Source organism: Vibrio sp. S457-15, assembly GCF_000960545.1.
Classification (GTDB): Bacteria; Pseudomonadota; Gammaproteobacteria; order Enterobacterales; family Vibrionaceae; genus Vibrio; species Vibrio parahaemolyticus.
The window spans coordinates 266,658-291,157 of the sequence record NZ_JYOQ01000005.1; the positions used below are offsets into that span (position 1 = coordinate 266,658).

Consider the following 24,500-nt stretch of genomic DNA (forward strand, 5'->3'; position numbering starts at 1 on the left):
CACAAGTTCCTTTGGTTCGATATTGGTCAGTACTTTTCTATGGCAATCTATTTAACTGAACTCGATTCAACGTTCAACTTCCCATCCCCTTACGAAGCTCTGTCAGATCCCAATGGTCTGTTGGCTTTTGGCGGAGACTTAGATCCACATAGAATTTTGAGTGGCTACTACCAAGGTATTTTCCCTTGGTATGGTCCAGGAGAACCCATTTTATGGTGGAGTCCTTCGCCACGTGCGGTGTTTGATCCTTTAACGTTTAAGCCATCAAAAAGTCTTAAAAAGTTTCAGCGCAAGCATCAATATAAAGTCACTATAAATCAAGCGACTGAGCGCGTCATTCAACTTTGCTCGTCTACCCGGCCAGCAGATGAAACATGGCTGAATGAAGAAATGCAAGCCGCTTATATTCAGCTATCCAACCTAGGGCATTGCCACTCAGTAGAAGTATGGCATGACAACACGCTTGTTGGCGGTTTATACGGCATTAGCGTGGGTCAACTTTTTTGTGGTGAGTCCATGTTCAGTTTGAAAGACAACGCATCAAAAATCGCATTGTGGTATTTGTGCACGCATTTGGCGTCAAAGCATGGTCAATTAATAGATTGTCAGGTAATGAACCCGCACTTGGCATCTCTCGGCGCATTTGAACTTGACCGAGACGAGTTCATACAAAAGCTACTATCTTTAAGAGAAAAGCAAACGGCTTCTGACACCTTTACGCCCCAAGTTTTGCAGGATTCAGAATCATGAGCACAGATCTACAACACATTCGAATTGGGTTAACCAACAACCATCCTTGTAGCTATTTACCGGATCGACAAGAGCGTGTTGCGGTGGCATTGGACGCTGAATTACATACTGAACAAAACTATCAACTATTGATGGCTAATGGCTTTCGTCGCAGCGGAGATACAATATACAAACCACATTGCGAGCGTTGCCATGCTTGCCAGCCTATTCGCGTATCGATACCTGATTTCGTACTATCTAGAAGTCAAAAACGACTGCTCAGTAAAGCCAAAAATCTGCGTTGGGAGATGAAAACGGAGATGGATGCCGAGTGGTTTGAGCTCTACAGCCGTTACATTTGCAAGCGACACAAAAACGGTACCATGTACCCTCCAAAGCGAGATGAGTTCTCACGTTTTGCACAAACGACTTGGCTGACAACGTTGTTCTTGCATATCTATGATGAATCAAATCAACTACTTGGTGTAGCGGTGACTGATGTGATGGCACAATGTTCTAGCGCGTTTTATACGTTTTTTGATCCAGACTACCCACTTTCACTCGGTACACTAGCGGTGCTGTACCAAGTGAACTACTGCCAACAAAATAACGAGCAGTGGCTATATTTGGGTTATCAGATTGATGAATGTCCAGCAATGAACTACAAAACGCGTTTTCAACGCCACCAAAGGCTAGTAAATCAGCGTTGGCAAGGGTAGAATACGCCCCAACTTTACATAATTCCTATTTAGCGGCACAATAACGCTCGCTAATATTGCCTAATTTCTAAAGAGGATTAAATGGCTAAAGAAGACGTAATCGAGATGCAAGGTACTGTCCTTGACACTCTACCAAACACTATGTTCCGTGTTGAACTTGAAAACGGTCACGTTGTGACTGCTCACATCTCTGGCAAGATGCGCAAGAACTACATCCGTATCCTAACGGGTGACAAAGTAACTGTAGAGATGACTCCATACGACCTATCAAAAGGCCGCATCGTCTTCCGCGCTCGTTAATCTTTGATTTTCGGATGCAAATAAAAAACGGAGCATTTTTGCTCCGTTTTTTATTTGTAAACATTAAATTAAAGTAACGATGACAATTGCTGGATCAGAGTTAACACTGGTCGAGATCTTGTTTCGTAGTTCCCAGCAGTCGTGACAATCACTGCATTTTTGTTCGGAATGGCAACAATGTACTGCTCTCCTATCCCAACAGCCGCAACGCCATTCTCAACGTTAGAAACCTGCCAAAAATGTAACCCATACCCCATCTCATACGAATAGTACTTACTCTTTCTGAGTTCATTCAACCATTCTTTACCAACAATTTGCGTTCCGTTGTATTGTCCTTTGTTAAGCCACATCAAGCCAAACTTACCCATATCTCGGGATGTTAGACGTAAGCCCCAGTCTGCTCCTGCTTCGCCACTGCCGATGTTTGGCAGCCACTGATACTCTTCAATATCTAAAGGGGAAAAAATCTTCTCTTTCATTACTTTCGTAAATGATTGCCCATATACTTTTTCAATCACTTTAGAAAGACCAACTGTAGAAAGACCGCTGTACGCGAACTTTGTTCCTGGATCAAAAGCTAATTGAGTGGAAAGAAACTGCTGTTTTAAGTCCTTCGCATTGTAATGACGAGAAAAAATGTTGCCTTGTCCATATGGTACGGACAATTCATCCAATGCGTAGCCTGTGGACATATTTAGAACATCTCGTAATGTTATCGCTAGCTTCGCCTTTCTATCTGGCTCGGTATACTCTGGAAAGAAATCAAATATTGGCGTATCTAACCCTTCGATTTTGCCTTCATCAATAGCGATGAAAATCAGCGTAGCGACAAAGGATTTCGTGACAGAATGCACGTTATGCACAACCTCTTGCCCGACAGGCACATTTGGTGTTTGACGATTACCATCAAGCCCACCACCTTGACGATACAGTTCCAACGTCAACTGGCTATTTTGCCACACTAGTAAGCTATGCAGGTTTGCTGCTTGTCCTTGTTCTACTCGCTGAATGATAGGATCAAACTCTGGCTTACTCGCCTCAACAACTACAGCGTGTTTATCACACCCTACGAGTAGGATAAGCAACCACGCTATGATGAAAGTTTTCATGCTTCCCTCTTTATTTCTCAATATGCACAACCATGAATAAAGCAGAAATAAAGAGATGAGTCTTCGTGCTAGACAGATATAAAAAAGCGTGCGACCAATCGCACGCTTTTGATTTGAAATTAACGACAAACGTTAGTGCATTGCTGCTTCTTTCTCGCTCAAATATTCAAATTCAAGCGCATCATTTACTAACGACACTTTCACCGTACCACCATCAACAAGTGATCCGAACAACAGTTCATTTGCCAATGGTTTCTTCAATTGCTCTTGGATTACACGGCCCATTGGACGTGCCCCCATCGCTTTGTCATAACCTTTATGTGCTAACCAATGGCGAGCATCTTGCGATACTTCCATGGATACTCCGCGAGCATCCAACTGGACTTGAAGCTCGACAATAAACTTATCGACCACTTGATGGATAACACTTTCATCTAGGCTATTAAACCATATGATATTATCAAGACGGTTACGGAACTCCGGAGTGAACACCTTCTTAATTTCTGCCATGGCATCGTGACTATGATCTTGTTGGATTAAACCGATCGATTTCTTCTCAGTTTCTGCCACACCCGCGTTAGTGGTCATCACAAGGATCACGTTACGGAAGTCGGCCTTGCGACCATTGTTGTCCGTCAGCGTACCGTTATCCATCACTTGCAGTAACAAGTTAAAGATATCTGGGTGCGCTTTCTCAATCTCATCCAACAAAACAACGGAATGAGGATGCTTAATAACGGCATCGGTTAACAAGCCACCTTGATCATAACCAACATAACCTGGAGGAGCACCAATTAAGCGGCTCACAGAGTGACGCTCACCATACTCAGACATATCAAAACGAAGCAGTTCAATACCAAGCAGTTTCGATAGCTGAACAGTTACCTCGGTTTTACCCACACCAGTAGGCCCTGCAAACAAGAACGAACCCACAGGCTTGTTATCTACACCCAAACCAGCACGAGACAGTTTGATAGCCTCCGAAAGCGCATCAATAGCGTTGTCTTGACCAAAGACTAGCATCTTCATTTTGCCATCAAGATTCTTCAAGATGTCTTTGTCAGATGAAGACACCGACTTCTCTGGAATTCGAGCCATTTTTGCAACCATGGCTTCAATATCAGCCACGCCAACCGTCTTCTTACGACGACTTGCTGGAGCTAATCGACTACGAGCACCGGCTTCATCAATAACGTCAATCGCTTTGTCAGGTAGATGACGTTCGTTGATGTACTTCGCAGACAGCTCTACGGCTGCACGCAGTGCTTTGTTGGTGTAACGCACTTCGTGGTGAGCTTCGTACTTTGGTTTCAAGCCCATCAGGATCTTGGTTGTATCGTCCAGAGATGGTTCTACAACGTCGATTTTTTGGAAGCGACGAGATAGCGCACGCTCTTTCTCGAAAATATTGCTGTACTCTTGGTAGGTAGTTGAACCAATACAGCGCAACTTACCGCTACTTAGTAGAGGTTTAATCAAGTTTGCCGCATCGACTTGGCCACCAGACGCTGCACCAGCACCGATAATAGTATGGATCTCATCAATGAACAGGATGGCATCTTCTTCTTTTTCAAGCTGCTTCAAAATCGATTTGAAACGTTTCTCGAAATCACCACGATACTTAGTGCCTGCTAGCAGCGAACCGATATCAAGTGAGTAGATAACGCTATTTTGAATCACCTCAGGCACTTGGCCTTCTACAATTCTCCAAGCTAGGCCTTCTGCAATTGCCGTTTTACCCACACCGGCTTCACCAACGAGCAATGGGTTGTTCTTACGACGACGACATAGAACTTGGATCGTACGTTCTAGCTCTTTGTCACGGCCAATTAATGGATCAATATTACCGGCCTTCGCCACTTGGTTGAGGTTTGTTGCAAAGCTTTCTAAACGCTCATCGGAACCTGTCTCTTCGACACTATCCGAGCTAAACGAATCTGAAGAAGATGGATCTTCTCCGGCGCCAGAAGCTTTCGTAATACCGTGGGAGATAAAGTTGACAATATCTAAGCGAGAAATATCGTTTTTCTTCAATAAATAAGCGGCGTGCGACTCTTGTTCGCTAAAGATTGCGACCAATACATTAGCACCCGTTACTTCGTTGCGACCAGACGACTGAACATGGAAAACCGCGCGTTGCAATACACGTTGAAAACTCAAAGTCGGCTGGGTTTCGCGCGTCTCATCACTTTCAGGGATAAGCGGCGTAGTTTGATCGATGAATATATCGAGCTCATTGCGCAAAGCATCGAGGTCTGCTTTGCAGGCTAAAAGGGCTTCCTTAGCTGCATCGTTTTCCAACAATGCAAGTAGGAGGTGTTCGACAGTCATAAACTCGTGACGTTTGTCTCTTGCACGAGCAAATGCACCGTTAAGGCTTGACTCTAGTTCTTTATTTAGCATAAGTACCTCCCGAAAAAACAACTTGGGTTGTTCGAGCAAGTCTTCTTCTACGCTTGCTCCATAGTACAAAGTAGCGGATGTTCATTTTCCCTTGCGTACATCGTAACTTGCGCTACTTTTGTTTCGGCAATTTCTGCGCTGTAAGTTCCACAGACTGCCTTTCCTTCATAGTGCACTTTGAGCATGATTTGTGTTGCTTTATCAATATCATGTGAAAAGAATCGCTCAAGTACCTCTATGACGAAATCCATAGGTGTATAGTCATCATTATTGAGTACAACGTTATACAGCTTAGGTGGCTGAACTTTTGTACTTTCTCGCTCCAGAAGATCAGAGTCCGGAGTGACCCATTCAAAATTTTTACTCATGGCAATTTAAAGATATCGTATCAAAGGGTTGATGTTTTCGACCTATAAAAACAATCTACCACAAGCATGCTGTGCGGTGTAGTGAGATGTGGCACCGATTTAGAACTTTGATAGATAAAAGTTGCTACCTAATATAGAGACTAATCCACGTCTCGCGGGCGCGCAAATAAAAGATGGTTATCGATAAGCCCTGAACTTTTACTCAAAAATAACTCTCTTTTCTCACTAACGAACAGAATCTAACCAACGCTAATTTCTGTGTTAGATCACACTTCCTCACTGAGAAAAGGTTATTTATCACGAAAACTTCATTTTTTATTCAATCCGATGATTTCACTATCATAAGCAACACCAACAGTATGGATTTTTCGTAACCCGTCGCTTTTTGGTCTAAATATCTAAACTTCGGCGTACGTCCAAAAAACAGTTTGCAAAATTGTTAATCTCAAAAGTGATTTGTTTTCAATTATGTTTCCGTTTGTTGCTCGACACTATTGACTGTATGGATTCATTGACTACAGTGGAAAGTATTGATGCATAAATCCTCATTCTGGATCAGTTTGAGTTTAAGCAACTTGGTGAATGTGATTCTGTATCAATGAGACGTTTGTTAGCGGTTGCTAACAGTAGTACCAAGTTAAAGGTATAACTTGGTTGTTGTAACAACATCAGTAAAAAATGCATGAGGGATGTATAAGCATGGCTACAGGTACAGTAAAGTGGTTTAACAATGCCAAAGGATTTGGGTTTATCTGTTCAGACGAAGAGGAAGGAGACATCTTTGCCCACTACTCAACTATCCAAATGGACGGTTATCGTACACTGAAAGCAGGCCAACAAGTCTCTTACGAGATTGAAAAAGGTCCAAAGGGTTGCCACGCAAGTAGCGTTGTGCCAATTGAAGCCCAAGCCAAGTAAATTGAGTGCTGTCGTAGAAACCATTGCTCTCACATAGCTTAAACCTTTGTGAAGAGAAAAATAAACCCGCCAATTAAGCGGGTTTCTTATTATCTGAAAAACACGCCGCTCACGACGTGTCATCCGCAGATTACTTGTCGATGATTGCGTTAAACGTTTCGCTTGGACGCATCAATTTAGAAACTAAAGCATCGTCTAGTAAGTAGTAACCACCTAGCTCACCTTTCACGCCTTGAGCACTATTAAGTTCTGCAACAATCTTCTCTTCTTGCTCAGCAAGAGATTTTGCAATAGGTGCAAATTCAGTGGCTAAGTCTGCATCCACAGTTTGCTCTGCCAATGCTTTCGCCCAGTACAGTGCTAAGTAGAAGTGACTACCACGGTTATCCAACTCACCTACTTTACGTGATGGCGATTTATTTTTGTCTAGGAATTCACCCGTTGCTTTGTCTAGTGTATCGGCTAGAACTTGCGCTTTAGCATTGCCAGTTACTGAGCTTAAATGCTCTAGAGAAGCAGCTAATGCTAAGAACTCGCCTAGAGAATCCCAACGAAGGTGGTTTTCTTTCTCAACTTGTTGAACGTGTTTTGGAGCAGAACCACCAGCACCGGTTTCAAACAAGCCACCGCCGTTCATCAACGGAACGATTGAGAGCATTTTAGCGGATGTACCCAGTTCCAAAATTGGGAACAAGTCTGTTAGGTAGTCACGAAGTACGTTACCCGTTACAGAAATAGTATCTAAACCAGCTTTCATTCGCTCTAATGAGTATTTACATGCTTCTACTGGAGCAAGAATCTTAATTTCTAGGCCTGTCGTATCGTGATCTGGCAGGTATGCATTGACCTTTTTAATAAGCTCTGCATCGTGTGCGCGGTTTTCATCTAGCCAAAATACAGCTGGAACGCCTGTCGCACGTGCGCGAGTTACTGCAAGTTTCACCCAATCTTGAATTGGCGCGTCTTTTACCTGACACATACGGAAGATGTCACCCTCTTCTACCGCCTGTTCAAGCAGCGCTGCGCCAGAAGCATCAACAACACGTACTGTACCTGCTGCATCTAGGATAAACGTCTTATCGTGAGAACCGTACTCTTCTGCTTTTTGAGCCATCAAACCCACGTTTGGTACGCTGCCCATTGTTGTCGGGTCAAATGCGCCGTGCTCTTTACAGAAATCGATAACTGCTTGGTAGATACCTGCATAGCAGCGATCTGGAATCATCGCTTTAGTATCTTTTTGCTTGCCGTCAGGACCCCACATTTGGCCAGAAGAACGCAACATTGCTGGCATAGATGCATCGACAATGATGTCGCTTGGGACATGCAGGTTCGTGATGCCACGATCCGAATCAACCATCGCAAGTTCAGGCTGAGTTTGGTAAACCGCCTGAATTGCCGCTTCAATCTCTTCTTTTTGTGCTGCTGGTAGTGACTCGATTTTCGAGTAAACATCACCAAGACCATTATTTACATCAACGCCAAGCTCTTCGAATAACTTACCGTATTTAGCAAAAACGTCTTTGTAGTACACTTTTACAGCGTGACCGAAGATAACCGGGTCAGAAACCTTCATCATCGTCGCTTTCATGTGTAGAGAAAGCAGTACGTCTTGCTCTTTTGCATCTGCAATTTCTTTTTCGAAGAACTCAACCAATGCTTTTTTCTTCAGTACAGAGCTATCAATAACTTCTTTGTCTAACAGTGGGAAAGCAGATTTTAGCTCTTTTACAGAGCCATCTGCGCCAACAAACTCGATTTTTACTTCTGTTGCGCCAGAAATGGTTGTTGATTTCTCGCTACCAAAGAAATCGTCACCCGCCATGCTTGATACATGGGATTTAGAGTCTGATGACCATGCGCCCATTGAGTGTGGGTTTTTCTTTGCATAGTTCTTAACAGAAAGTGGCGCACGACGGTCAGAGTTACCTTCACGAAGTACTGGGTTTACCGCACTGCCCTTAATCTTATCGTAAGCCGATTTAATCGCTTTTTCTTCGTAAGTACTTGGCTCTTCTGGGTAGTTTGGCAGGTCGTAACCTTTAGCTTGAAGCTCTTTGATTGCGGCTTTTAGCTGAGGAATAGAAGCCGAAATGTTTGGCAACTTGATGATATTTGCTTCTGGTGTTTGTGCGAGTTCGCCCAGCTCAGTTAACGCGTCGCCAATGCGTTGCTCTTCTTTTAAGTGCTCTGGGAAGTTAGCGATAATTCGACCCGCTAGTGAAATATCACGAGTATCTACGTTGATGCCAGACGATGCAGTAAACGATTGGATGATTGGTAGTAATGAATAAGTTGCTAGCGCCGGTGCTTCATCAGTGATGGTGTAGATAATGGTAGGTTTTTCTGTAGGCATGAAATTTCCCTATTTTTGAATCAACTTGTTGGCTGATCAACTCAGCGTCTGAGTTGGTGTAATTGACGCATTGCTACACGTTAGTAGTGTGTATCTCCTCGCTAACGCCACATGCGGTTTGCACTCTTTCTTGTAGTTTGAAGCTCTTGGCTCTGAATCCATGAGTGCACTGATATAATTAAACAAATAACACGAAATAGTCTATTATTCTGTGCGCATTTGTTAGTTTTAGGCGCGCAAATGATAGCCGATCTTAAGAAAACTTAAAACTTTCAAACACAGTTCATTTACATTTTTGTAGGGTAGTTAACATGTCATCTCGCACAGGTCATGAAAAAGGGCGTCGTACCAGCCAATCTAAAACAGGCCATTTTAAACGTTCCGGTAAACCAAACCGTGTAGAGGATCAAACCACAAGACGCCACCCTACTCGCACAGCCAAAGCCAATAAACCTCGAGTCGACCTGCAAAATAGAAAAGTCATTATTTTCAATAAGCCTTACGATACGCTGAGCCAATTTACCGATGGTGACGGCCGTAAAACATTGGCTGACTACATTCCAGTAAAAGACGTATACGCAGCAGGTCGACTAGATAGAGACAGTGAAGGCCTAATGGTGTTAACCAATGATGGTATCCTACAAGCGAAGCTGACTCAGCCGAAATCAAAGTCGCCGAAAACGTATTGGGTACAGGTGGATGGAGCGCCACAAGAGCAAGATTTAGAGAAGTTGCGTAAAGGCGTTGAATTAAAAGATGGTATGACCTTACCCGCAAAAGTAGAAGTCATTGATGCTCCGACGATTTGGGAGAGAAACCCACCAGTTCGTTTTCGTGCAAATATTCCAACGATATGGCTAGCAATCACTATCGTTGAAGGTAGAAACCGCCAAGTAAGACGCATGACCGCTCATATCGGCTTCCCAACTTTACGCTTAGTACGCTATTCAATGGGCGACATTACCCTTGGAGACTTGCAGCCTGGCCAATGGAAAGAGATTCAGCTCTAGCCATCTTAAAACAGCACATTCCTTAAAGTAGTCAACATCAAAAAACATAAAAGCAGGCCATTGCCTGCTTTTTATATTTTTATCGTCACTAATAACAATTATTGTTGATGAATTATTGCTGTGAGATCCAGAGCTTGAATGCTTCTTGATCGGTCGGAGAAGCTTTTAGATACATAGTTTTTAGCAAGTCGACCATTTGCGTATCTTGTTGCCCAGAACCTTGAGTGCTTTCTACGGTTTTTGAAGCAGGCTCAATACCCGTTACAACTTGTTGATGCTGATTCACAGTAACATAAGTAACTGCAACACTAGCGACACCACCAGCAATATTATAACTGCGAGCTTCTTGTGGATAGTTTCGACCTATTTGAACACCCTCCGATTCGAGAGTATCTTCTACTAAATCGATTGTCTGGCCTTTAGAGTCCAACAGTTGCCACTCTAATGGAGAAATGCTCGTTTGAGCTTGGCGATACGTATTAAATTGAGGAAGCTGGAACTTAAGCTTTTCATTATTAACATCAAACTTAGCAATAATCACATCGCTATATACACTTTTAATATCGTCGCCAATTTCAAATTCAGGTTGATATTTGAAGACAATCTGATTCGTCCCATCAGGTATTTCTATTGTCTTTTCATCAGAAAAGATCCCACCTTCCAACTTAGGTTTTTCCATGTTGACAGCCAGAAGTTTAACATCTTCAGGAACCACCAGAGTTGTTGCAGCATATAGGTTTGAGCTGGCAAAAATAGACAGAGCCATCGCCACTTTAAATGATAACTGCATAGAATTTCTCATCCTTATCTTCATAGTAAAAGACCCAGCATAAAGCTGGGTCTTACAATATCAGACTGGGTTTTGATTACCAGTAGAAACGTGCACCAACACCGAAGTCAGTTTTGCTGTCAACTTTAGAGTTGTCTAGCTTAGTTTCTTCAAATACGTATGCACCTTCAGCGAATACGCGAGCCCATTTAGAGAACTTGTATTCAACACCAGCGTAGAAACGAGAGTCGTCTGCGTCAACAGTGCCAGCAACATCAGAAGAAGACATTACTAGTTCGTAACCAGAGTATAGAGTTGTCTTAGGTGCTACAGCGAACATACCCGCTAGAGAGATACCGTGAGAATCAACAGTTGAGTTAGCGTTTTTATCTTCGTTTTCGTTGTAGTAGTAAGTCGCGCCTAGAGTGTGCTCACCAAGTGCGTATTCACCAGTTACTTCAAAAGATAGGTTTTCAGTGTTGTGCGCAACATTCTTAACTGCAATCTTATTTACAGAAGAAAGTACACCAGCGTGAACAGATAGTTCACCGAAAGACTTACCTACGAATACTTCACGAACTTCTTCGTTCTTGTCTTTCTCACCTAGCGCGTAACCAGCTTTTAGCCAGAATGCATCGTTTTCGAAAGAGTATTTGATTTGAGAGTCGTTGTTCCACTCGTGTCCGTAAAGAAGAGCAGAGCCACCAAAGAAGTAAGAGTAATCAGCACCGTAAACGTCATCCGCGAAAGTACCTTCTTTACCGAAACGAAGTGTACCCATATCGCCCATGTCGAAACCGAAGATGTGACGACGAACGAATACAGTGTCATCTGTACGCTCGCTTGAATCTGCGCCTGCACCGTAGTTGTCACCAAGTGCAACACCGATTTCAACTTCACCTAGAACTTTAAGGCTATCGTTTACAACGTAAACACCGTTTACACCCATACGTGAAGAGCTAGTGTTTAGCTCTGCAGTGTGGTCTGTGCTGTCTAGGAATAGAAGAGTTGGACGTAGTTGACCGTAGAAATCTACAGAACCTTCTTCAGATTTGAATACTTCCGCTGCGTTAACTGAAGTTGCAGACGCAACTACAGCTAGTGCTAATAGAGTCTTTTTCATAATTAATCCACTGCCTTTTCTTAGTTTGGGATATCCTTTCCGAATTCCCTTTTTTATATTTTTGAGGCCACTTGTTATCGATTCGTAACAATGCATGACCTACAAAATCTGGGCACTAGATTGCAAAAGATTATTCTGCCTGTCAAATTTTCTAAATATAAATATCAAAAAATAAAAATAACCAATAAAAACAACCACTTGATTCTATTTATTTAATTTATTCGATGAACATCTAAACTATCGGCTTGATTTTCCTCAATTTATCACCCTATTAATAACCAAAATTTCAACCTAAAAAACAGACTTTAGAACACAAAATACAGAATTAAAACCTGGTAAATCTGCATTTTTGAAGTTTTATATTTTTCATATAATGAAATTATTTGCATTGATATGGAGTTCAATATTTTTTTGTGAAGAAGATCTAGATTCCTTACAAAAGCATTCCGTTTTGTGAACTACTGTACAACTAGTGATGTGTGCTACTATTCGGCTCCAACGCATTTGAGGCCCGTATGCTGACCAGTAACATTCAAAAATCGATTCGCAATAGCTATCAAAACCTACAAGCCCAACTCGATAACTTTGTACCAAGACGAGCTCAAAACTATCTTGTCGCTGAAATCGCAAAGACGCTTTGTGGTCAATATCATAAGTCCAATCGAATACTGGTAGCAGAAGCAGGCACAGGGATCGGTAAATCACTTTCTTATTTGATGGCCGCTATACCAGTTGCCGTGCATAACAACCGCAAAGTCGTTATCTCAACGGCAACCGTCGCGCTTCAAGAACAGCTAGTGAATAAAGACCTTCCTCTATTCCGTCGTATTACAGACCGAGAATTCTCTTTCATTCTTGCCAAAGGTAGGCAACGCTACTGCTGCGCAGAAAAGCTCGCAACAGCCAGTGGTGTGGATGGCGGTCAACTAGCGATGTTTGAGACCAAGCCAAAGAAAAAAGACATTGAATTACTGGAAACCATGTATCGCTCACTCGCTCAAGGGAAATGGGATGGTGACCGCGACGCTTGGCCTAAACCTATAGACGACCGCATCTGGCAATTGATTGTCAGTGACAAGCACAGCTGCAATAACAGTTTGCCAGGTCACAGAGGGTGCCCGTTTCAAAAGGCGCGTTCTGAGTTAGATAAAAATGACGTGATCATCGCGAATCACTCTCTCGTTATGGCTGATGCTGACTTAGGTGGTGGCGTAATCTTACCAGAGCCAGAAAATACGATTTATGTCTTTGACGAAGCTCACCACCTGCCTCACGTCGCCCGTGATCACGCTTCAGCATCCGCGAGTTTAAAAGGCGCAGCAGCGTGGCTAGAGAAGCTGAATCAGTCAATCAGTAAATTTTCATCACTGGCTGATGAGAAACGTGTCGCTCGTTTCCGCAATGACTTGCAAGACTCCGTGCAAAACTTAATACCTGCGCTCACTCAATTGACTAAACAGTTCGACCCAGCTCAGTTTGAAGAAGGCATCTACCGCTTTGAACATGGCGAACTGCCTACTTGGCTAGAAAACCAATCTAAAGAGCTAAAGCAGTTCAGTAAGAAAGTAAACCAAAGCGTCGCGAAAATCGCCGATCTTATCGCAGAAAGAGTCAAAGATGGCGAACTCGCGGCAAGATTGGCCGAGCCTGCGCTCGCTGAACTAGGTTTCTATATTCAACGACTAGAGAACCTCGCCCAAGTTTGGCATTTAATGGCAGAGCCAACACGAGAAAAAGGAGCGCCTTTAGCGAGATGGATAGAAACTCACCCAGATCGTGAAGGCGATTTTGTTGTGAGTGTCTCCCCTCTTGAGATTGGATGGCAGCTAGACCAACAGATTTGGAGTCGTTGTATTGGTGCCGTATTAGTTTCAGCAACAATGCGAGCGTTGAACTCTTTCCACTATTTTTGCCATCAAGTAGGCATTGATGGAAAGCCAGAATCTGGGACTCAGTTTTTGGCACTCGCTTCGCCTTTTGATTATCAAAACCAAGCTGAGTTACTCATACCTGCAATGAAGTACGAACCATCGGCACCTCAGTTTACTGAATATCTTATTGAGATCTTGCCTAAGTACTTAGAAGACAAAAAGGCCAACTTGGTATTATTCTCTTCTTACTGGCAGATGAACCAAGTCGCAGAAGCGCTGTCTTCAGAGTTCATAAAACGAGGCTGGGCTTTGCAAGTACAAGGCGAAAGTTCTCGTCAAGAAATTCTAAAAAAACATAAAAAGCTTGTAGAAACAAACAAAACCAGCGTTCTCTTTGGTACAGGAAGCTTTTCGGAAGGACTCGATTTGCCAGGAGAGTTACTGGAAAACTTAGTGATCACCAAAATTCCATTTGGTGTTCCTACCTCTCCAGTAGAACAAGCGCATTCAGAATACATAGAAAAGAAAGGCGGCAACCCGTTTATGCAAATCACTGTACCTGATGCGAGCAAAAAGCTGATCCAGAGCGTGGGCCGCCTACTGCGTAAAGAACGAGATTCTGGTAGAGTGACCATTCTGGATCGACGCCTCGTAACCAAACGCTACGGGCAAGCACTTATCGACTCACTGCCGCCATTTAAACGAAAAATAGAATATTAGAAGAATAAGAATTTATGGAAATGATAGAGCCGACAATGCTGTTGGTGTTGGCGCTAGTCGCTTTTGTTGCTGGATTTATTGACGCAGTCGCAGGTGGTGGAGGGATGCTAACCGTCCCTGCTTTGCTGTCTTTGGGACTTCCTCCTCACATTGCTTTGGGGACGAACAAGTTGGCTGCTACCTTTGCATCGTCAACTGCCGCATTCACTTACTACAAAAAACGCTTGTTCAAACCTCAGTGTTGGGGGCGCGCGTTTGCAGCAACGCTTGTCGGCGCAGCATTGGGCACGCTCTTTGTCGATGCCATCAGTACGGATTGGCTAGAAAAAGTCTTGCCTCTTATTATATTAGCCGCTGCGCTGTATACTGTATTCCACAAAACGCCACATTCCCCTCATCAAAGCCCAATACCAGAGCCTTGCCCAAAGCTGCATAAAAAACAGTACCTGCAAGGTTTGTCGATTGGTTTTTACGATGGATTAGCCGGTCCAGGAACAGGCGCGTTTTGGACTGTAAGTTCTATGGCGCTGTACCGTCTCAATATATTGCTCGCCTCTGGTTTAGCCAAAGCAATGAACTTCACCAGTAATTTTACCTCACTTATTACTTTCGCTATTTTAGGTCATATTAACTGGGTGCTAGGCTTAACAATGGGTGTGTGTTTAATGGCTGGGGCATTTGTTGGTGCGCATTCTGCAATTCGATTCGGCTCTAAGTTCATTCGTCCCGTTTTTGTCACGGTCGTGAGCGTATTGGCGATTAAGCTGGCTTATGACGCTTGGTTTGTAGGTTTATCATGAACATCGAACAACTTTCGCAAAGTTTAGAACACATGGCGAATCAAGCCGCGACATTGGATCGCCAACGAGGAGAGCATCACGTTCCGTTGTTTGATGAACGTTTATTTAGCTGCCGTTCTCGCTTACTGACCCCTTGCGTAAAAGAAGCGAAATCGACACTGGACGCAATTATCCGAGAGCAAAACGAAAATAAGCTCACCGCTTTGCGCGCGGAGTACCTCACCGAACGACTCGTAGCGCAAATTGGCGCAATTCAGCGAGAGATTTCTACCACCAAAATTCGTAAGAATGAAATCAAGCATAGCAGCCACTTTCGCAAACCAATTAACGTGCTTTATCAAGAGCTCGCGCAGCACCAAGAATGGGCAAGACGCTTGCGAGAAATGGTGTTAGAAAAGGAACGCGCAGTGGAAACTGCACCTAGTTTTATGCGAGCTGAAGCTCAGAAAGTATTACTGGCGACAGAGCAACGTTTAGCTCGTTGTGAGGCAGCGCTTCTTAAACTAGAAAATCAAATTACACATAGGGAAAAGCACCAATAATGGCAGACCAACCAACCTCTCCTCTTGATGACGCGCCAGAAGAGATCAAGCTGGCCGTTGATTTGATCTACTTGCTTGAAACCAACGAGATTGATCCAGAAGTTGCGATTAAAGCATTGAAGATCGTACAAACAGATTTAGAAAACAAATTGAAAGCGCAGTAAAACGCGCTTTTTTCTTTTGTTGAGATTCATTTTCACTACGCTTTCAGAATAATACCATTCTAGAAAAATACGCCCTCAAAAGGATAAATAATGAAAGTAATCAGCTTTAACATCAATGGACTACGTGCTCGACTGCACCAACTCCAAGCGCTCATCGATAAACACCAGCCTGACGTTATTGGTCTTCAAGAGATTAAAGTGCATGATGAAGCGTTCCCGATTGAAGATGTCGAAGCCATGGGTTACAAAGTGTATTTTCATGGCCAGAAGGCGCATTACGGCGTAGCGATGCTTTGTAAGCAAGAGCCAATCCGCGTACAAAAAGGTTTTCCAACGGATAACGAAGAACACCAAAAGCGCATGATCATGGCGACGTTTGAAGACGAAAATGGTGAAAAAGTAACGGTGCTTAATGGCTACTTCCCTCAAGGGGACAACATTAGCCACGAAACGAAATTCCCATACAAGCGCCAGTTCTACAAAGATCTAATGACGTATCTAAACGATCATCACAGCAACGATGAACAGTTGATTGTTATGGGTGATATCAACATCAGCCCTATCGATTCAGATATCGGTATCGGAGAACCAAACCGTAAGCGTTGGTTGAAAACGGGTAAATGCTCTTTCCAACCAGAAGAACGTGAATGGCTACAAACGTTGTTAAATTGGGGATTTGAAGATACTTTCCGTAAGCTTTACCCAGAAGTGAACGATCGCTTCTCGTGGTTTGACTACCGCTCTCGCGGCTTTGATGACAACCGAGGTCTACGAATTGATGTGATTTTGGCGACTCCTTCTCTCGCGCAAAAATGTATTGAGTCGGGTATCGATTATGAATTACGCGGTATTGAGAAGCCTTCAGACCATGCGCCAATCTGGTCGACATTCAAGTAATACTTTACAAAGCAATAACCGTGACTCAACGCTAAGATAAATCTAGTAAAAAGGGAAACTCAGTCTCCCTTTTTCATGCACGTTATTTTCTACTCAGCTAGTTCAGCGGCCAAACCGTTTGACCATCAATACTTACTGGCGTTTGAGCGAATTCGTTCAGACAGTAACCGGTATTGCTGCTTGCAAAGTAAGTGAGAGGCATCGGCGTCAGATTCAACGCAACAACTTGTTGCTTCGCTTTTTCTGAGAACGAGAATCCCCACATGTCGAGATAGTTAGTCATATCTCGCTGAGCCACGTAACTTAGGGCAATGAGCAACCAGTCGTTGTTTGAGATGCTGCTCGCTTCATCCTTGGTATACATCGAGAAACCAATGCTTGATTGTTTCGCATTCCAAAGTGCCTCATCTGCTTTCAAACGATTAAACTCACGCTCAATAAGATGAAGTCGCGCCAGTAAATGCCAACCATTTTTAAGCACACCTTCGTGCTGAGTTGCCATCATCATTTGAATGTAAACGCGAGCACCCCAGCTCCAACCCGTTTGGTTTTGCTTCGCCATATAAGCATTTGGATCGCTTTGTGCTCGACTGGTTTGCAACAGTTCAAACTGACCTTTGAAATCCAAGCTTTGGCAGGTTGATTCCTTACCCGTATTTTGGAAGAAACGAGACTTGCTGTAGTAGGAGTAGTAGTTGGTCGTCGAATGCCCTTCCCAACCAGCGAATCGGAATCGTCCTTTCTCTAAACCGTGGCCTAGCTCATGCAAATCACCGTGACCTAAAGGACTGAAGGCCCAATAAGCATCGTACGGGTTACCAGAGCAGCCATAGCCACAAGTGGCTTGGTCAGCATTCATGTGCTTAACCATATCAATATTGGCAATTTCCCAGCCTTGGTTTTGAGCGTATTGAATAATTTCAGGTACTTCGTCTATACCCGGCCCTTGGAAACCAGCCAGAACATGCGGGTAGTTATGAACATATTCTTCCGTTGCAAGCGCCATTTCCGCAGGGGTAGACCACATTTCATCGTTGACCGACTCTAACATCTTGTCACGCTTTGAGTGCACTTCAAACCCAGGGGTGATCAGCTCGGCCCAATCAAACAAATTGGCTTCTAGCTGCTGGATAAAGGTGTCGTTGTCCTTCTCACTTCTCCATACAGGATGCTGTGCCACATGGTTAAATCTCAGTTCAACCGGAATATCATTTTTGTCAAAGTGAACCTGTACTGGGCCGCCATAAGGAGAAGTCAGCGTGATGGTTTCACCCGCTTTGACTTCGTAAGCAAATGAAGTCAGCAGTTTAGGTCGAGTATAACCGTCTTTACTGAACTCATGAGTCGCTCCACTTCTTAAGCTATTGATGACAATTTTTGTGGCCACATCATTGTTGTCTTTACGCGTTACCGTGAAAGTCTCACCTGGCAGCGCATACACTCCTGCCGAACGGAAGTTACGTTTAGACTCCATATTCACCGTAGTATCAGTTCTCTTTACATCGGCCCCAAATTCACTGCGACTGAAGTTTCCCATATTTGGTTGTTTTGGGTTGATGCGACGACTGTTGTATTGAACGTAGTCCGCGAAGTACGATTTCAAAAACTCAGTCGTCCCCGTAGACTGCTTATCCATTGGAAAAGAGGCCGTTTGACGATAATGATCCGCCAATAACACCATAAGCTTTTCGTATTGATAACCATCTTGTTCAAACAACGAGATTTTTTGCTCATCAAGTAATTTCAGCCATTGGCGAATGCTGTTGGCAGCGTCGTAAAATTGACTGTCCATGTTCGCTGCTTCTGGACATGATTTGTCATCACATTGGGACAAATCAACATTGAAGTTTTGAGTTTCGAAACGGGATAACAACGCTTGTTGCGTGATGACAGAATCTGGCACAAAGTTCATCAGTGATGAAGGTGCCCAATCGACCAAACCTAACTTACGCCAATAGTTGTCCCCCACGTAGTCAACATGGAATTTTGCCAAAATGTCTCGGCCAAGATCGGTCAGCCCACCGTCCCAATGCAGATATAGAACCGGAATTTTAGCTTGCTCGGCATAAGCCAGCGCATCTATTACCTGTTGGTTGGTATCTCCTGACAGCAAATGTTGTGACAGAATCAACAGGTTTGGCTTATCGGCTTTCAAGCAGCTAAGTAATTTTGAACCGTCGCACAGGTTAGCTTCATTAAATGTCAGGTCTGGTGAAATATTGTTGTTTAACCAACTGCGCGTCGCTTGCTCATCAGGAAAGTAATAAGACTGATCCATTTGCGCGATGACGACGTTTGAAGTAGCTCCACCTGACAACCAAGTAACGAGGTTATTTAGCCATTGAGTCATTGCCGCATTAGAAGAGTCAGGAAAACGTTGTGCGGTTCGAAATGGGTTACTGCCTAAAACAGCATAACGCTGGCCATTAGTTTGCTCACCAGCAATACCAATCGACAACGCTTGGTCTTTGTAGCCACTCGCCATCGCTTTATTGGTCATCAAGATGGTGTCGTTGAATCCATAGGTAGGAGCAAAAATCGCGGCATAATGCGTCGGATCCCAGTAAAGACCCGAAAGATTTTTTGCTATCGCAGATTTGATCGCATTCGACTGTTTCTTGTGCGCCTCAACAACTTGACGGCTTTCGCGAATGAAGTCATTTGGGTCAGAAACTAACAGGGCATTGCCTGTTTCTAGCGCTTGTTGAACAGGAACTGGAGTTGGTGTGACTTGACTGTTTGATTGTGACTTGCTCTCTCCACCACCGCATCCGGTGGCAACAGCGGCAAGACCCAACGATATAATTGTTTTTTTCATATTTCACTTATTAAACAAGGGTTTTTGCCGAAGTGTAATGTAAGCGAACGAGGGAGCGAAATAGTCTTGTTGATAAATCAGAAAAGTATGAATGAAGGTATCAAAAATAGAATGGTACCCGTAGGTACCATTACTTAAATACATGATTTAGCTCAGAGGACGCAGGTACGCTAAGAAACGTTTTTCCGCGCGTTTAAAGCACCAAAGAATGATAAACGTGAGCGACATATAGAAAAGTCCAGCCGTCAAGAACGACTCAAATGGTGCGTAATAACGAGAGTTAACTAAGCGCGCTGCACCAGTTAAGTCCACGATGGTTACGATCCCTGCAACCGCACTGCCGTGAAGCATGAAGATCACTTCATTAGAATAAGCAGGTAGTGCTCGGCGTAACGCACTTGGCAAGATGATGCGTTTGTAAGTCATAAATTTACTCATGCCATACGCTTTTGCGGCTTCCACTTCGCCTTTCGGCAAACCGTTAATCGCACCACGAATGATCTCTGCCGTATACGCTGATGTGTTTAGTACAAACGCAACCAGAGCACAAAACCACGCGTGTTCCCATAAGGTATCTTTCACTGGGAAAAACTGATCCATGCCATAGTAAATCAGATACAACTGAACAAGCAGTGGCGTTCCTCGGAAAAAGTAAATGAATCCCCAAGAAGGAAGGCTCAAAGCGTAGTTGGTACTGTTTCTCGCAATGGCGAGTGGAACTGAGACGCACAAGCCAATCACCAATGAAATGCCCACCAGCCAAACGGTCGTCCAAAGCCCTTGAAGGTAAACAGGGAAGCTTTCAAAAATCAACGAAAAATCCATTACTTACCTCGCATGAATACTGAATTTGCGTTCAACGAGTTTTAACAGCCCCGTCGAAATACTGGTGAAGAAAAGGAAAATCAGAGCAACAGCCATGTAGAACGTGAACGGCATTTTTGTTGTACCAGCCGCCAAAGAGCTCATTCTCACCATATCCTCAAGCCCGATGATGGAGACAAGCGCGGTGGTTTTTAACAATACCAACCAGTTGTTACCAAATCCCGGTAGAGCATGGCGAATCATCTGAGGAAGAAGGATTCTTCTGAACGACAACACTGGGCTCATGCCATAAGCTTTTGCTGCTTCCAACTCACCTTTATCGACGGCCATGATCGCACCACGGAAAGTTTCCGCCATGTAAGCTCCAAAGATAAAACCAATTGTCAGCACACCGGCAATAAACGGGCTCACATCAATGTAGTCAGGTAAGTAAGAAGTCCACTCATGATTTGGGTCGCTAGATGCAAACCATTCATTGAGCGTTTCGTTGATGGAATAGAGGCTATTGTTTAAAAGTATTTGCCCACCAAAGAAAATCAACATCATCAGAACTAAGTCTGGAATGCCGCGAATAATGGTGGTGTAAAGTGTGGCAATTGCTCTTGCCCATTTGTAGGGTGCGAGCTTAGCAAGCGCGCCAAGCATTCCCAATATCACCGCAAGCAGTAGTGACAGAACTGCTACTTCGATGGTTACCAAAGCCCCTTTAAAAATGGAGGCTTCATATCCTTGTAAATCCAGCATAGGTGAGTTCCTAATCCCTAAACTCAAAAAATCGACCGTTGACTACTTCTAGGAACAAGCCAACGGCCGCTTAATTACCGCTTATTCGCCGTAAACATCGTAGTTAAAGTACTTGCCAGCAATTTCTTGGTAAATACCTTTATCACGCAGTGACAAGATTGCCGCATCAAGTTTCTTCGTTAGATCTTTATCTTGTTTACGTACAGCGATACCGAAACCTTCACCGAACCATTTCGCATCAGTCAGAGATGGGCCAACAAATTCGTACGCATCACCACCAGCTTTGTTCAATACACCTTCCTCTAGAGCAGAGGCATCGCCCAAAACTGCAGCAACACGGCCGTTCGCAAGGTCTAGATACGCTTCGTCAAAAGAGCCGTAACGTACAATTTCAACTTTGTCACCGTAATTATCAGTTAGATATTTATCGTGAGTGGTCGCACGTTGAACTGCGATTTTTTGGCCATCTAGATTAGCAAAGTCTAGGTTTGCACCTTTCTTAGCGATGAACTTATTTGGGATCAATGCGTATTTGCCCGTAAAATCCACTTTCTTTTTACGTTCTTCGGTAATCGACATTGCCGCGATGATCGCATCGTATTTACGAGCTAATAGAGAAGGAATAATGCCATCCCAATCTTGGGCAACGATCTGACACTTCACTTGCATTTCTTCACACAGCGCATTGGCCATATCAACATCAAAGCCTTTAAGAGAACCATCGGTTTCTGTCCAGCTAAATGGAGGGTATGCGCCTTCAATGCCAAAGCGAACTGTTTTCCATTCTTTCGCTTGAGCAACACCAGACACTGCCGTTGCAGCAAGAGTTGCTGCCAATAACCACTTTTTCATTTCCATACTCCTGTGATTGCTATTTTATTTGGTTTTGTTCGTTGTGCTTACTTAGGAGGCAAAACTCTGCCGCCTAATGAATATTAGTAGATAGATGAGATAAACTGCTGTAATCGCTGAGAATCGGGGTTAGTAAATAGCTTAGCTGGATCTCCCTGTTCTTCCACTAAGCCTTGATGCAAGAACATCACATGATTTGAGACGTCACGAGCAAACGCCATTTCGTGCGTCACCACCAACATGGTTCGCCCTTCATCTGCCAAATCTCTCATTACCCCTAGCACTTCCCCAACAAGCTCAGGGTCAAGCGCAGAGGTAGGCTCGTCAAACAACATAACTTCTGGATCTACGGCAAGGGCACGAGCAATCGCAGCACGCTGTTGCTGCCCACCAGATAAATGACCTGGGTAATAATCTTTACGTTCGTAAAGGCCGACTTTTTTCAGTAACAACTCTGCATTTTCAATTGCTTGAGCTTTCGGCACACCAAGAACGTGGACAGGTGCTTCGATGACGTTTTCAAGAACGGTAAGATGAGACCAAAGGTTAAACCCCTGAAAAACCATAGCTAAACGCGAACGAATACGCTGAACTTGTTTTTCGTTGGCAGGTACATATTCACCCGCGCGGTTGTTTTTCATTTGAATAAGCTCGCCGTTTACCCAAATTTCACCAGCGGTCGGTGTTTCTAGTAAGTTAATACATCTAAGAAAAGTGCTCTTGCCAGAACCGGAAGAGCCAATGATGGAGATAACATCCCCTTTGTGAGCGGCAAGTGAAATGCCTTTCAGGACTTCATTCTGTCCAAATGTTTTGTGCAGGTCTTTTATATCTAGCGCTGGTACATCATTCATGCGCTCTACTCCCTGTGTTTTTGTCACTGCAATTAAGGGACTCCGCCCTCTCTATTTCGGAACAAATTAGCACCACCCCCAGAAAGTTGCAACAAATTATTAACCTAAATAAATCGAATAGATAGATACGATAGACAAATGAATATGCAATATATAGCAACATATTCTTTTATTCGTGAATATAGACCACAAAAAAGCCCCTCGTGCGAGGGGCTAAATAATAAATATTTTTAACAATTATCGTGACAACTTAGTATATTTAAGGGTTCGGATGTCAGTATCATGTCTCGCTCTTTGGCTTGGTTTTACGACCAATGCAACAGTGTCTTCGTCTTCATATTGCGCCATTAAGTTTTGCACCTGTGCTTCTGACAAACTGTCGTACTCATAAGCATCCACAGACAAAGTTTCAGGGGTAGCTGAGGAAAGCCCCGTTTGAGTCAAATCTGGAATCACCAGTTGTGACCCCGCCGGTTTACCAATAATTACGTGCTCTAGCGTTTTGATTGTAGGTGAACTAACACTTTGAGTATACTTCGCGCGAACAACTAACTCGTTCGAAGAGTCCACTCCCGTGATTCGCACAACTCCATTTACTCCAGAGTTGATAATAGAGGGCTTAACATCGTAAGTCTGCAATGAGTCCGGCAATTTGACATCGAGAGAACCTAAGATTCCGCCTACAGTTTTAAATTTCCAACCTGTCGTTAACGTGCCATAAGCTTGGTAGTGATAATTATTATCAAGGCTTGATATAGGGAACGACTCTTCCGTAGCAACATCTGGCGTAAACCAAGAGTAACTGTATGAACCTTTACTTAGACTAATGTTTAGAGACTCAAGATTTGATGTTGGAGCAAATAGGTTTGTCCAATCCAAATCTGTATCAATAGTTTCCAGTACTGCTATGGAAGGCGCAGACTCAGAGCCTAATTTACTCGTAAATTCATAACCAGAAAGTTTTCCATTAAGGATACCTTTAACAAGAACTGATTCATCGCCGAGTTTTTCAACTTCCTTAGAGTTAGATGTATCGATGCTATTGCCCTCTTGGGAAGACAAAAATTGGTAACTATCAGCTTGCACGTTTAGTGTTGATGCTAAGATATAACCTTTTTGAGGAACAGGTGTAGCATCTGCTGAATAACATTTGTCAACTTGCGGTCTTTTGACTTGTATAAGTTGCGACTCAAGATACTCTTTTTGGATAGATAACGCTTTGTAGAAAGGGTCACTATCACTCGGAGAATCTATAACCGTAACATAGCTATTAGCCTCCAAAGGATACTTATCAATAGTTAGAACCCCATTAGTATCAGGGTGTTTAGTATCGATGACATTGCCCTTCGAATCATGGATATAAACTGTTACATCGCTAGCCTTTCGCGCATACGTATATGTCGTAATGTTATCTTTCTGTACTTTATCGAAAATAGTGCAAGTAGCAGATTTATCAGTTGTAGTTGTCACTTTCTGAATAAAAGTAAGAGTGACATAGTCTGACGGAGTACCACCACCGCCACCGCCGCCACCGCCGCCACAACCGACCATTAAACCTGAGATAATTGCCACAAGTGGCAGTACTTTAAGCTGTTTCATGTCTTCTTCC

22 protein-coding genes are annotated in these 24,500 nt (G+C 43.5%); 10 read left to right on the forward strand and 12 right to left on the reverse strand.

Annotated elements, in window-relative coordinates; all coding sequences use genetic code 11:
• Positions 1–39: 39 nt before the first annotated feature.
• The 3 genes from aat (at position 40) to infA (ending at position 1,748) form a co-directional block, all read left to right on the forward strand.
• A complete protein-coding gene (aat, locus tag UF05_RS01460) occupies positions 40–750 on the forward strand; it encodes a leucyl/phenylalanyl-tRNA--protein transferase (RefSeq protein WP_020840333.1) in 711 nt (236 codons plus the stop codon).
• Positions 747–1,448 carry an arginyltransferase gene (locus tag UF05_RS01465; protein WP_025794752.1) on the forward strand — a complete coding sequence of 234 codons (702 nt, stop codon included), beginning with the start codon at positions 747–749 and terminating at the stop codon, positions 1,446–1,448. The genes aat and UF05_RS01465 overlap by 4 nt, the downstream gene beginning before the upstream one ends.
• Positions 1,449–1,529: 81 nt before the next feature.
• On the forward strand, positions 1,530–1,748 hold the full coding sequence (gene infA, locus UF05_RS01470; protein WP_001040192.1) for a translation initiation factor IF-1: 219 nt from the start codon (positions 1,530–1,532) through the stop codon (positions 1,746–1,748).
• Between the two features lie 68 nt (positions 1,749–1,816).
• Here the strand turns inward: infA and UF05_RS01475 are convergent, their stop codons facing one another.
• The 3 genes from UF05_RS01475 to clpS form a co-directional block, all read right to left on the reverse strand.
• Positions 1,817–2,857: a serine hydrolase domain-containing protein gene (locus UF05_RS01475; RefSeq protein WP_045546163.1), complete on the reverse strand. Its 1,041-nt coding sequence runs from the start codon at positions 2,855–2,857 to the stop codon at positions 1,817–1,819.
• 132 nt (positions 2,858–2,989) lie between these two features.
• Positions 2,990–5,260, reverse strand: coding sequence for an ATP-dependent Clp protease ATP-binding subunit ClpA (clpA, locus tag UF05_RS01480; RefSeq protein WP_005495889.1), 2,271 nt, complete (start codon positions 5,258–5,260; stop codon positions 2,990–2,992).
• Between the two features lie 47 nt (positions 5,261–5,307).
• A complete protein-coding gene (clpS, locus tag UF05_RS01485; RefSeq protein WP_005456259.1) occupies positions 5,308–5,628 on the reverse strand; it encodes an ATP-dependent Clp protease adapter ClpS in 321 nt (106 codons plus the stop codon).
• A gap of 699 nt (positions 5,629–6,327) precedes the next feature.
• Here clpS and cspD point away from each other — a divergent pair.
• Positions 6,328–6,546: a cold shock domain-containing protein CspD gene (gene cspD / locus UF05_RS01490; protein ID WP_005456215.1), complete on the forward strand. Its 219-nt coding sequence runs from the start codon at positions 6,328–6,330 to the stop codon at positions 6,544–6,546.
• 130 nt (positions 6,547–6,676) lie between these two features.
• On the opposite strand, the gene UF05_RS01495 is transcribed toward cspD, so the two are convergent.
• Complete coding sequence (locus tag UF05_RS01495; RefSeq protein ID WP_025630842.1) at positions 6,677–8,902, reverse strand: NADP-dependent isocitrate dehydrogenase; 2,226 nt, start codon at positions 8,900–8,902, stop codon at positions 6,677–6,679.
• 311 nt (positions 8,903–9,213) lie between these two features.
• On the opposite strand from UF05_RS01495, the gene UF05_RS01500 reads away from it, so the two are divergent.
• Positions 9,214–9,912, forward strand: a complete 699-nt coding sequence (locus tag UF05_RS01500) for a pseudouridine synthase (protein ID WP_045546164.1) — start codon at positions 9,214–9,216, stop codon at positions 9,910–9,912.
• A gap of 112 nt (positions 9,913–10,024) precedes the next feature.
• On the opposite strand, the gene UF05_RS01505 is transcribed toward UF05_RS01500, so the two are convergent.
• Both UF05_RS01505 and UF05_RS01510 read right to left on the reverse strand, forming a co-directional pair.
• The gene (locus tag UF05_RS01505; RefSeq protein WP_024702777.1) at positions 10,025–10,702 is read right to left on the reverse strand and encodes a DUF2057 family protein; all 678 of its coding nucleotides are present in this window, start codon (positions 10,700–10,702) and stop codon (positions 10,025–10,027) included.
• Between the two features lie 76 nt (positions 10,703–10,778).
• Positions 10,779–11,804: a porin gene (locus UF05_RS01510; protein WP_021449333.1), complete on the reverse strand. Its 1,026-nt coding sequence runs from the start codon at positions 11,802–11,804 to the stop codon at positions 10,779–10,781.
• Between the two features lie 515 nt (positions 11,805–12,319).
• Between UF05_RS01510 and dinG the strand changes: the two genes are divergently transcribed.
• From dinG to xthA, 5 genes are all read left to right on the forward strand, one after another.
• Positions 12,320–14,395, forward strand: a complete 2,076-nt coding sequence (dinG, locus tag UF05_RS01515; protein ID WP_025630841.1) for an ATP-dependent DNA helicase DinG — start codon at positions 12,320–12,322, stop codon at positions 14,393–14,395.
• 14 nt (positions 14,396–14,409) lie between these two features.
• The gene (locus UF05_RS01520) at positions 14,410–15,195 is read left to right on the forward strand and encodes a sulfite exporter TauE/SafE family protein (RefSeq protein WP_025630840.1); all 786 of its coding nucleotides are present in this window, start codon (positions 14,410–14,412) and stop codon (positions 15,193–15,195) included.
• Positions 15,192–15,737, forward strand: a complete 546-nt coding sequence (locus tag UF05_RS01525; RefSeq protein WP_005456195.1) for a primosomal replication protein — start codon at positions 15,192–15,194, stop codon at positions 15,735–15,737. Before UF05_RS01520 ends, UF05_RS01525 begins: the two co-directional genes overlap by 4 nt.
• Entirely contained in the window at positions 15,737–15,901 is a 165-nt protein-coding gene (rsmS, locus tag UF05_RS01530; protein WP_005456217.1) for a pleiotropic regulatory protein RsmS, read from the forward strand. Before UF05_RS01525 ends, rsmS begins: the two co-directional genes overlap by 1 nt.
• Positions 15,902–15,991: 90 nt before the next feature.
• The gene (gene xthA, locus UF05_RS01535; RefSeq protein ID WP_020904022.1) at positions 15,992–16,798 is read left to right on the forward strand and encodes an exodeoxyribonuclease III; all 807 of its coding nucleotides are present in this window, start codon (positions 15,992–15,994) and stop codon (positions 16,796–16,798) included.
• 97 nt (positions 16,799–16,895) lie between these two features.
• Here the strand turns inward: xthA and UF05_RS01540 are convergent, their stop codons facing one another.
• The 6 genes from UF05_RS01540 to UF05_RS01565 all read right to left on the reverse strand — a co-directional run bounded on the left by UF05_RS01540 (position 16,896) and on the right by UF05_RS01565 (position 24,490).
• The gene (locus UF05_RS01540; RefSeq protein WP_045546165.1) at positions 16,896–19,616 is read right to left on the reverse strand and encodes an ImpA family metalloprotease; all 2,721 of its coding nucleotides are present in this window, start codon (positions 19,614–19,616) and stop codon (positions 16,896–16,898) included.
• A 147-nt stretch (positions 19,617–19,763) separates the two neighbouring features.
• Positions 19,764–20,441 (reverse strand): ABC transporter permease, encoded by a 678-nt coding sequence (locus UF05_RS01545; RefSeq protein ID WP_020840323.1) that lies wholly within the window; start codon positions 20,439–20,441, stop codon positions 19,764–19,766.
• Positions 20,442–20,444: 3 nt separating this feature from the next.
• Positions 20,445–21,185 carry an ABC transporter permease gene (locus tag UF05_RS01550; protein WP_005456256.1) on the reverse strand — a complete coding sequence of 247 codons (741 nt, stop codon included), beginning with the start codon at positions 21,183–21,185 and terminating at the stop codon, positions 20,445–20,447.
• Between the two features lie 81 nt (positions 21,186–21,266).
• On the reverse strand, positions 21,267–22,037 hold the full coding sequence (locus UF05_RS01555; RefSeq protein ID WP_005456273.1) for an ABC transporter substrate-binding protein: 771 nt from the start codon (positions 22,035–22,037) through the stop codon (positions 21,267–21,269).
• Between the two features lie 83 nt (positions 22,038–22,120).
• The gene (locus tag UF05_RS01560; RefSeq protein WP_045546166.1) at positions 22,121–22,891 is read right to left on the reverse strand and encodes an ABC transporter ATP-binding protein; all 771 of its coding nucleotides are present in this window, start codon (positions 22,889–22,891) and stop codon (positions 22,121–22,123) included.
• A 237-nt stretch (positions 22,892–23,128) separates the two neighbouring features.
• Positions 23,129–24,490 (reverse strand): hypothetical protein, encoded by a 1,362-nt coding sequence (locus tag UF05_RS01565; RefSeq protein WP_020840322.1) that lies wholly within the window; start codon positions 24,488–24,490, stop codon positions 23,129–23,131.
• Positions 24,491–24,500: the final 10 nt, after the last annotated feature.